The 9,224-nt window shown below is 70.6% G+C and carries 9 protein-coding genes; all 9 read right to left on the bottom strand.

Features of this window, described 5'->3' with window-relative positions:
* The coding region (locus tag KME77_RS21620; protein ID WP_219470586.1) for a cyclic nucleotide-binding domain-containing protein at positions 1-786 on the bottom strand (786 nt) is incomplete at its 3' end.
* A 29-nt stretch (positions 787-815) separates the two neighbouring features.
* Complete coding sequence (gene trxA, locus KME77_RS21615; protein WP_219470584.1) at positions 816-1,250, bottom strand: thioredoxin; 435 nt, start codon at positions 1,248-1,250, stop codon at positions 816-818.
* Position 1,251: 1 nt separating this feature from the next.
* Entirely contained in the window at positions 1,252-3,855 is a 2,604-nt protein-coding gene (clpB, locus tag KME77_RS21610) for an ATP-dependent chaperone ClpB (RefSeq protein WP_219470588.1), read from the bottom strand.
* A 25-nt stretch (positions 3,856-3,880) separates the two neighbouring features.
* Complete coding sequence (locus KME77_RS21605) at positions 3,881-4,177, bottom strand: chaperone modulator CbpM (RefSeq protein ID WP_219470582.1); 297 nt, start codon at positions 4,175-4,177, stop codon at positions 3,881-3,883.
* Positions 4,174-5,118, bottom strand: coding sequence for a DnaJ C-terminal domain-containing protein (locus tag KME77_RS21600; protein WP_219470580.1), 945 nt, complete (start codon positions 5,116-5,118; stop codon positions 4,174-4,176). The genes KME77_RS21605 and KME77_RS21600 overlap by 4 nt, the downstream gene beginning before the upstream one ends.
* The gene (locus KME77_RS21595) at positions 5,118-5,672 is read right to left on the bottom strand and encodes a nucleotide exchange factor GrpE (protein WP_219470579.1); all 555 of its coding nucleotides are present in this window, start codon (positions 5,670-5,672) and stop codon (positions 5,118-5,120) included. The genes KME77_RS21600 and KME77_RS21595 overlap by 1 nt, the downstream gene beginning before the upstream one ends.
* A 1-nt stretch (position 5,673) precedes the next feature.
* On the bottom strand, positions 5,674-7,566 hold the full coding sequence (gene dnaK, locus KME77_RS21590; RefSeq protein WP_219470577.1) for a molecular chaperone DnaK: 1,893 nt from the start codon (positions 7,564-7,566) through the stop codon (positions 5,674-5,676).
* A gap of 11 nt (positions 7,567-7,577) precedes the next feature.
* Positions 7,578-8,051 carry a general stress protein gene (locus KME77_RS21585; RefSeq protein ID WP_219470575.1) on the bottom strand — a complete coding sequence of 158 codons (474 nt, stop codon included), beginning with the start codon at positions 8,049-8,051 and terminating at the stop codon, positions 7,578-7,580.
* Between the two features lie 159 nt (positions 8,052-8,210).
* A partial coding sequence (locus KME77_RS21580; RefSeq protein ID WP_219470572.1) for a helix-turn-helix transcriptional regulator occupies positions 8,211-9,224 on the bottom strand: 1,014 nt, incomplete at its 5' end.

Raw genomic sequence — 9,224 nt, 5'->3', positions numbered from 1 at the left:
GGCCACGGCGTCGAGCACGACCGTCGTCAGTCCTTCCGAGGCCCCGTACACGGCGGCGGCCAGGCCGGCCGGGCCGGCGCCCACGATGACCAGGTCGCAGACGCGGTCGCCGGGCATCGGGGCGGGCAGGCCGATCGCCTTCGCCAGCTCGCCCACGGTCGGGTGGCGCAGGACCTTGTCGCCGCGCCAGATCACCACCGGGGTGTCCTCGGGCGGGATGCGCAGCTCGCGCAGCAGCGCCTCCGCGGTGTCGTCCTCCTCCAGGTCGATCCACTGGTGCGGCAACCTGTTGCGGGCGGCGAACTCACGCAACCGCCGACAGTCCGCCGAATAGCGCGAGCCGATGATGCGGAAGCCGGCGCCCAGCCCGATCAGCAGCGAGCGCCGGGCCAGGTAGGCCCGCAGGATGAGGTCGCCGAGCGCCGGGTCGCGTGCCACCAGTGCCCGCGCCTGCTCGGCCGGGACGGCCAGCACCTCGCCTGGCTCCTGGACGACGGCGGTCAGGAATCCCGCCTGACCGGTGAGCAGACTGAGTTCGCCGAGGAACCGGCGCGGGCCGTGGACGGCGATCGTCCGCTCATCCAGGCCGCGGCCGTGTCCTTCGACCATGGCCACCTTGCCGCTCAGTACGACGATGAACTCCGTGGTGGGCTCCCCTTCCCTGAACAGGACGTCACCGGGCGAGACGGCCCGCCGCTCGCCATGGGGCGAGAGTTCGGCGAGCTGCGTCTCGCTCAGCCGGGGGAAGGCGCCGTACAGGTCCGGCGTTTCGGATGCGGGCGTCATATGCGGGCCCGGCGTTTCGGATGCCGGCGTCATGTGCGGGCCTTGATCGTGTCCTCGATCCATCTGCGCAGCTCATGGGCGGGTGAGGCGCCCGCCCGCTGGGCGATGATCTCGCCGTGGACCATCGTCATGAGTGTCGGGATGTGCTTGATCGTGTAGCGCTCGGACAGGTGTGGCGACCGGTCCACATCGATTTTGACGAGTTTGACGCGGCCGGCCAGTTCCTGGGCGATCTGTTCGAGCGCGGGCGTGACCATCCGGCACGGCCCGCACCAGTCCGCCCAGAAGTCGACGACGACCGGCACCGCCGATCGCTCGGCGACCTCGGCGAACGTGTCGTCACCCGCCTCGGCGATCCAAGCCAGCGGCCGATGGCAGTTCCCGCACCGGGGGACGCCGTCGGCCGCGGCCGGGACCCTGTTCCGCTTGCCGCAGTTCGGGCAGGCGACGGTGGTCGAGATCATGTCAGCTCCCCGGTCCGGTGAAGGTGACGCTCAGCTCGCCATGGTCGACGTCCACCGTCACGGTCGAGCCGTCGGGAGCGTCGCCGCCCAGCAGCGCACGCCCGATCCTGGTCTCGACCTCGCGGGCGATGAACCGGCGCAGCGGCCGGGCCCCGTATACGGGGTCATAGCCCTGGTTGGCGATGAGCTTGAGCGCCTGGTCGGTGACCCGCAGCGTGAGCCGCCGCTCGGCCAGCCGCTGCCTGACGTCGTTGAACATCAGGTCCACGATCCGCTCGATCTGGGCCTCGGTCAGTGGTTTGAACAGCACGATGTCGTCGACCCTGTTGAGGAACTCGGGCCGGAAGTGCGTGCGCAGCTCGTTCATGACCCGGTCGCGGGCCTCCGGCTTGATCTCGCCGTCGGAGGTGACCCCGTCGAGCAGGTATTGGGAGCCGATGTTCGAGGTCATGATGATCACGGTGTTGCGGAAGTCGACCGTACGGCCCTGCGCGTCCGTCAGCCGCCCGTCGTCCAGGACCTGGAGGAAGGTGTTGAACACGTCCGCGTGCGCCTTCTCCACCTCGTCGAAGAGGACCACCGAGTAGGGTTTGCGCCGCACCGCTTCCGTGAGCTGGCCGCCCTCCTCGTACCCGACGTAGCCGGGAGGGGCGCCGACGAGGCGGCTGACCGTGTGCCGCTCCTGGTACTCGCTCATGTCGATGCGGACCATGTTGTCCTCGGTGTCGAACAGCGTGGCGGCGAGCGTCCTGGCCAGCTCGGTCTTGCCGACGCCGGTCGGTCCGAGGAAGAGGAACGACCCGACGGGCCGCCGCGGGTCCTTGATGCCGGAGCGGGCGCGGATGACGGCGTCGGCCACCAGCCGCACGGCCTCCTCCTGGCCGATGACCCGCTCGTGCAGGGTCTCGTCCAGGCGCAGCAGCTTCTGGCGCTCGCCCTCCTTCAGGCGGGTGACCGGGATGCCGGTCCAGCGGGAGACGATGTCGGCGATCTCGTCCTCGGTGACGACCTCGCGCAGCAGCCTGCGGCCGCTCTGGCGCAGGGCCAGCTGTTCCTCCTCCGCCTGCAGGCGGCGTTCCAGCTCGGGCATCCTGCCGTGCCGCAGTTCGGCGGCGCGGTTGAGGTCGTAGTCGCGTTCGGCCTGCTCGGCCTCCCGGCGCACGGCCTCCAGCTCCTGGCGCAGGGCCTGGACCTTGCGCAAGGCGTTCCGCTCGGACTCCCACTGCGCCCGCATGGCGTCGGCCTCGGCGCGCAGGTCGGCCAGTTCCTTGCGCAGGCCGGCGAGGCGGGCCTGACTGGCGGGGTCGTCCTCCTTGGCGAGCGCGGCCTCCTCGATCTCCAGCCGCATCACCCGCCGGGTGAGTTCGTCGAGCTCGGCGGGCATGGAGTCGATCTCCGTACGGATCATCGCGCAGGCCTCGTCCACCAGGTCGATGGCCTTGTCCGGGAGGAACCGGTCGGAGATGTAGCGGTGGCTCAGCGTCACCGCGGCGACGATGGCGCTGTCCTGGATCTTCACGCCGTGGAAGATCTCCAGCCGCTCGCGCAGCCCCCGCAGGATCGAGATCGCGTCCTCCTCGGACGGCTCGTCCACCAGGACGGGCTGGAACCTTCGCTCCAGCGCCGCGTCCTTCTCGATGTGCAGCCGGTACTCCTGGACCGTGGTCGCGCCGATCATGTGCAGTTCGCCGCGGGCAAGCATCGGCTTGAGCATGTTGCCCGCGTCCATGGCGCCCTCGGTCGCCCCGGCCCCCACCACGGTGTGCAGCTCGTCCACGAACAGCAGGATCTGTCCCTGGGCCGCGGTGACCTCGTTCAGCACGGCCTTCAGGCGTTCCTCGAACTCGCCGCGGTACTTGGCGCCGGCCACGAGCGAGCCCATGTCCAGGCTGAAGACGGTCTTGTCGCGCAGCCCCTCGGGGACGTCCCCGTTCGTGATCCGCTGGGCGAGCCCTTCCACGATGGCCGTCTTGCCGACGCCGGGGTCGCCGATCAGTACGGGGTTGTTCTTGGTCTTGCGGGACAGGATCTGGACCACCCGGCGGATCTCCGCGTCGCGGCCGATCACCGGGTCCAGCTTGCCGGCGCGAGCCTCGCTCACCAGGTCGCGGCCGTACTTGTCCAGCGCCTCGTAGGCGACCTCCGGCATGGCCGAGGTGACGCGCTGGTTGCCCCGGATGGCGGTCAGCGCCTCCAGGAACCGGTCCCTGGTGAGCCCCTGCTGTTGCAGCAGCCGCCCGGAGGCTGTGCCGGTGCCCTCCTCGATCAGGGCCAGCAGCAGATGCTCGACCGAGACGTAGTCGTCCTTGAGCCGTTTCGCCTCCCGTTCGGCGGTGTCCAGCAGCCGCGCCAGCCGCTGCGTCAAGTAGACCTGTCCGGGTTGCGCACCTGGGCCGCTGACTTTGGGACGGCGTTCCAGCTCGTGCTCCAGGTCCCTGCGCAAGGCCTCCGGGTCGGCTCCGCCGTGCTGCACGAGCCGGGGAGCCAGCCCGTCCGGCTGTTCGAGCAGGGCCAGCAGCAGGTGCTCGGCGTCGACCTCGGTGTGCCCGTAGCGCAGCGCTTTGGTCTGGGCGCCGTGCAGGGCCTCCTGCGACTTCTGCGTCATGGTGTTCGGGTCCACAGCAGTCCCCCTAGTGTCGTGAGGCGTGCGTACGCAGGGAGCTCTCCAGCTCCTCGATCCGGTCGAGCAGGTCGGTCACCAGTCCGATCGCGGCATAGTTGATCGACAGGCCCTCGTGCAGCCGCCGGATGCGGGCGGCCGCGGCGACCTGGGAGAGCGGGAAGCAGAGCTCTCCCCTGGCGTCCCTGACCGGTTCCAGCAGGCCGAGCACCACCAGGCGGCGGATGGTCTCCGGGTGCAGCCCGGTGATACGCGCGTAGGAATCCAGGCCCAGCCGTGTCGGGCGGACGATCGCGTACGTCGTCATGTGCCCCTCCTCGGGTCGAACCGGGACGTGGCGGCGAGCTGTTCGAACAGGCGCCGCTCCTCCTCGGTGAGCTTGGGCGGCACCACGATCCGTACCTCGGCGAACAGATCGCCGGGCTTGCCACGGGGGTTGGGCATGCCGCGCCCGCGCAGCCGCAGGCGGCGCCCGGTCGAGGTACCCGGCGGCACCTTCAGCTTGGCCTCGCCGCCCGGCGTGTCGATGGCCACCGTGGCGCCCAGAGCTGCCTCCCAGGGGGCCAGCGGCAGATAGGTGTGCAGGTCGCGGCCCTCGACGCGGTAGCGGGGATGCTCGGCGATCCGGACGACGAGGTAGAGGTCGCCCGGCTGGGCGCCTTGGCTTCCCTGACCTCCCTGGCCGGCCAGCCTGATGCGCTGGCCGTCCGTCACCCCGGGCGGGATCGTGACGTCCAGCCGCCGTCCTCCGCCCAGCGTGATCGTCCGGCGCCCGCCGCGGTAGGCGTCCTCGACCGGGAGTGTCAGCTCGGCTTCCTGGTCCGCGCCTTGCACAGGCCCCCAGGAGCGCCTGCCCCGGCTGTCGAACATGCCGCCGAGCAGGTCCTCAAGGTCGATATCTCCGGCACCGGTCCCGAAGCCGTCGCTGGTGCGCCACTGGCCGCCTCCGCCACGTGCTCCGGCCCCGGAGCGGGCACGGGAACGCGCCCTGGCGTACTGCTCGGGGTCGACGTCGGGCGGCACCTGGCGGAAGTCGTGCCCGAACGCGTCGTACCTGCGGCGCATTTCAGGATCCGAGAGCACGGAGTACGCCTCCGAGATCTCCTTGAAGGCATTCTCCGCCCCCGGATCCTTGTTGACGTCGGGATGGTATTTGCGGACCAGCTTGCGGTAGGCCCGCTGGATCTCGTCCTGGTCGGCGTCACGGCCGACTCCGAGGACTTCGTAGAAGTCGCGCCGGTCGGCCATCACTCCGCCTTCTTGGCTACCACCACCACCGCCGGGCGCAGTTGCCGCTGGTCGTCGCCGTAGCCGGGCTGCAGCACCTCCACGACGGTGCCGGGCGCGACGTCGTCGCGTTCGACGGTCGAGACCGCCTCGTGGTGCTGGGGATCGAACGGCACGCCGGTCCGGTCCTGGCGGCGGTAGCCGAGGCGGCTCAACGTGGCGACCGCCTGGTCGCGCACCGCGCGCACCCCCTCGATGACCGGATCGGCGGCGCCGTCCCCATTCGCGGCACTCAGCGCCCGCTCCAGGTTGTCCAGGACGGGCAGCCACTGGGAGGCCACCCTGTCCCGTTCCTCGGCCCGGAGCCGCTCGGTGTCCCGGGCGATGCGCTTGCGGACGTTGTCCAGCTCGGCGACCGCGCGCAGCCACCGGTCCTCCAGCTCCGCCAGCTTCGCCTGCGATTCCGCGAGCGGCTCGGTCTCGTCGGTGCTGACCTCGTCGGTGCCGGTCTCGTCGATGCCGGTCTGAACCGCCCGCGCACCGCCCTGGCCCGTACGCTCTTCGTGGCCGTTCATGTCACTCCGTGTCAGAGGTGGTGAACTCGGCGTCGATCACGTCGTCGTCGGCTGGCGCACCCGGAGCGCTCTCCGTCCTGCTCTGCGGGGGCACGTTGGCCGACTGGCCGGCCTGCAGCGCCTGGTGGACCTGCTGGAGTTCGCCGGTGAGCGTGCGAAGCCGGTCGATCGGCGCCTCCTGCTCGATCGCCTCGCGGGCGTCGTGGACGAGCTGCTCGGCACGCGCCTTCTCATGGACGGGCACGGCGTCGCCGAGCTCCTGCAGGCGGCGTTCCACCTGGTAGGCGACCGAATCCAGCTCGTTGCGGGCCTCGATCGCCTGCCGCAGCCGGAGGTCCTCGTCGCGGTGCTGCTCGGCGTCCTGGACCATCCGCTCGATCTCCTGCTTGTCCAGCGTGGAGGTCTCACTGATGGTGACCTTCTGCTCGGCGCCGGTGTCCTTGTCACGCGCGGTGACGTTGAGGATGCCGTTGGCGTCGATGTCGAAGGTGACCTCGATCTGCGGCTCTCCCCGTGGCGCGGGCCGGATGTTCTCCAGGCGGAAGCGCCCGAGCACCCGGTTGTCGGCCGCCCGCTCGCGCTCCCCCTGCAGGATCACGATGTCGACGGCTTCCTGGTTGTCGTCGGCGGTGCTGAACGTCTCGGTCCTGCGGGCCGGGATCGTCGTGTTGCGCTCGATGACCTTCGTCATGATGCCGCCCAGCGTCTCGACGCCCAGCGACAGCGGCGTGACGTCGAGCAGGACGACGTCCTCGACCTCGCCCTTGATGATGCCGGCCTGGACCGCCGCGCCGATGGCCACGACCTCGTCCGGGTTGACCGTCATGTTCGGGTCCTTGCCGCCGGTCAGCCTGCGCACCAGGCTCTGCACGGCGGGCATGCGGGTGGAGCCGCCGACGAGGATGACCTCGTCGATGTCCGCGGGCGTGAGCTTGGCGTCCTGCATGGCCTGCTCGACCGGGTGGACGCAGCGTTCCACCAGGTCGGCGGTGATCTGCTCGAACGTGGAGCGCATGAGCGTGGTGTTGAGGTGCTTCGGTCCCGAGGCGTCCGCGGTGATGAACGGCAGACTGATCGTGGTCTGCGTCACCTCCGACAGCTCGACCTTGGCCTTCTCCGCCGCCTCGAACAGCCGCTGGAGAGCCTGCGGGTCCTTGCGCAGGTCGATGCCCTGATCCTTCTGGAAGTCATCGGCCAGGTGGTCGACGATCCGGCGGTCGAAGTCGTCACCGCCGAGGTGCCCGTCGCCGGAGGTCGAACGGACCTCGACGACGCCGTCGCCGATGTCGAGGACGCTGACGTCGAACGTGCCGCCGCCCAGGTCGAAGACCAGGACGGTCTCGTTCCCCTTCTTGTCCAGCCCGTACGCCAGGGCCGCGGCGGTCGGCTCGTTGATGATCCGCAGGACCTCCAGCCCCGCGATGCGTCCCGCGTCCTTGGTCGCCTGACGCTGGGCGTCGTTGAAGTAGGCCGGCACCGTGATGACCGCCTCGGTCACCTTCTCGCCGAGGAACTTCGCGGCGTCGGCGGCCAGCTTGCGCAGCACGAGGGCCGAGACCTCCTCGGGCGCGTACAGCTTGCCCTTGACGTCGAAGCGGACGCTGCCGTCGGGCCCCTCCGTCACGTCGAAGGAGACCGCGTTGGTCTCGCTCCTGACCTCGTCGAACCGGCGGCCGATGAAGCGCTTGGCCGAGTAGATCGTTCCCTTCGGGTTGAGGATGGCCTGACGGCGGGCGAGCTGGCCCACGAGCCGCTCACCCTGGTCGGTGAACGCGACCACGGACGGCGTCGTGCGGGCGCCCTCCGCGTTCGGTATCACCGTCGGATGCCCGTCCTCCGTGGCGGCGATCACCGAGTTGGTCGTGCCGAGGTCGATGCCTACTGCCTTCGCCATTGCGACTCCCCCTAGCGCTTGATGCTTGCGAGCAGTTCACGCGCCCGGGGCGCGTGCTCCGGCTCGACGAGGACTTGGTACTTGTCGGCCACCAGGCCGTTCTCGGACACGAAGTCCCGGCGGCCGCCCGTCAGAGCGTGCGCGATCAGTCCGTAGACCGCTCCCGCGGCCGCTCCCCAGAGCAGGCCCCAGAGGATCATGGTGATCATGGAGGTGGCGGTGAGCGCGAAGATGCCCAGGAAGAGGCCGACGAGCAGCCCGAACCAGGCTCCGGACAGAGCGCCGAACCCGGCCGCGCGCAGGTAGGTCATGCGGGCGACCACCTGTTCCACGGAGCGCAGGCCCACCCCCACGATCAGCGTTCCCCGCACGGGAAACTCGTGGTCGGACAGGTAGTCGACGGCCGTTTCGGCTTCCGCGTAGGTGCTGAAGGAAGCCACTGGCTCCCGGTCGATGGCGATCGAGGCTGATGGTGCGCTGGTCACGGCTCCTCCTTCGCCGCCCTGAGGCGGACACTTCGATGTGGCGGGGCTTGGCGGCCGCCGCCTCGGAGACAGTGATTCGATGTGGCCCACACCTTTTCCACGCTTTCGCGGGCGCCGCGAGGTCACATCCCCCGTACGTGTAGTTCTGGCGCGCGAGCGTCAGTCCTCGGGTTCGCCCTGTCCGTGCGTCGTCACGAGGCGTGCCAGTTCGACCCGGGAGTTGATCTGCAGCTTGCGGTAGACGTGTCTCAGGTGGTAGGCGACGGTGTGCGCGCTGATGAACATCTGCGCGGCCACCTGCCGGTTGGACCATCCGTCGGCGATCAGGCAGGAGATCCGGCGCTCGGTGTCGGTGAGGCTGTCCCAGCCGGTCGCTGGCCGGTCGGCGTGGCTCCAGTGCCGGTGGCGCACACCCATGTCGCGCAGCCGCTTGCGTACGCGGGCCACGTCCCTGGTGGATCCGATGCCATCGTAGATCGCGAGCGCGCGGTCGAGCCGGCTCGTCGCGTCGTCGCGCCGCCCGCCGGTGGCCAGCAGCACGCCGAGGTCCTCCGTGGCGGAGGCCCGTCCCCACACGTCGTCGGCGCGTTCGGCCGCCTCGGCGAGGGCCTCGCCGTCGCCGTCGAGCAAGCCACGCGCGTGTGCGGCGGACGCGGTCAGGGCGGGGAACCCTGGGTTGACGGCGTCGAGGTCCGCCGCGGTGGCGACGACGGCCTTGGCCACCTCACGTTCCCTCACGGCGAGGGCGAGGCGGACCAGCCAAGCGCTCGCGGTGGGGTTGACGGCGAGGATCCGGCGTCGCCGTTCGAGCAGGTCCGGCAGCAGGGCCATCGCCTTCAGCGGTCCGTCGCTCGCCTCAGTGACCTGGGCCAGCAGCAGGGCGTGCGCGAGCGAGCCGCGGTCCAGGTCGGAGGCGTGCCGGGCGGCCGCCCGCATGTCGCCGCGCAACAGCGCGACGGTGGCGAGGACCGTGGTCGCCACCGTGGCCGGCTCGGGGGTGCCCAGGTCGGCGGCCAGGCTCAGCGCCCGCTCGGCGTCACCTACGGCGCCGTCCAGCCGCCCTCGCAGGAGCTGTGACCGCGCCGTCAGCGCGCACACGTCGGCCTGCCAGGCCAGGTGGCCGCGGGCGGACATGTCCGCCCGCGCGTCCTGGACCAGCAGCCGCGCCTCGTC

Source organism: Nonomuraea rhizosphaerae, from assembly GCF_019396405.1.
GTDB classification, from domain to species: Bacteria; Actinomycetota; Actinomycetes; order Streptosporangiales; family Streptosporangiaceae; genus Nonomuraea; species Nonomuraea rhizosphaerae.
The sequence above is the reverse complement of the archived record's forward strand: the minus strand, read 5'-3'. Positions and strand labels throughout refer to the sequence as shown.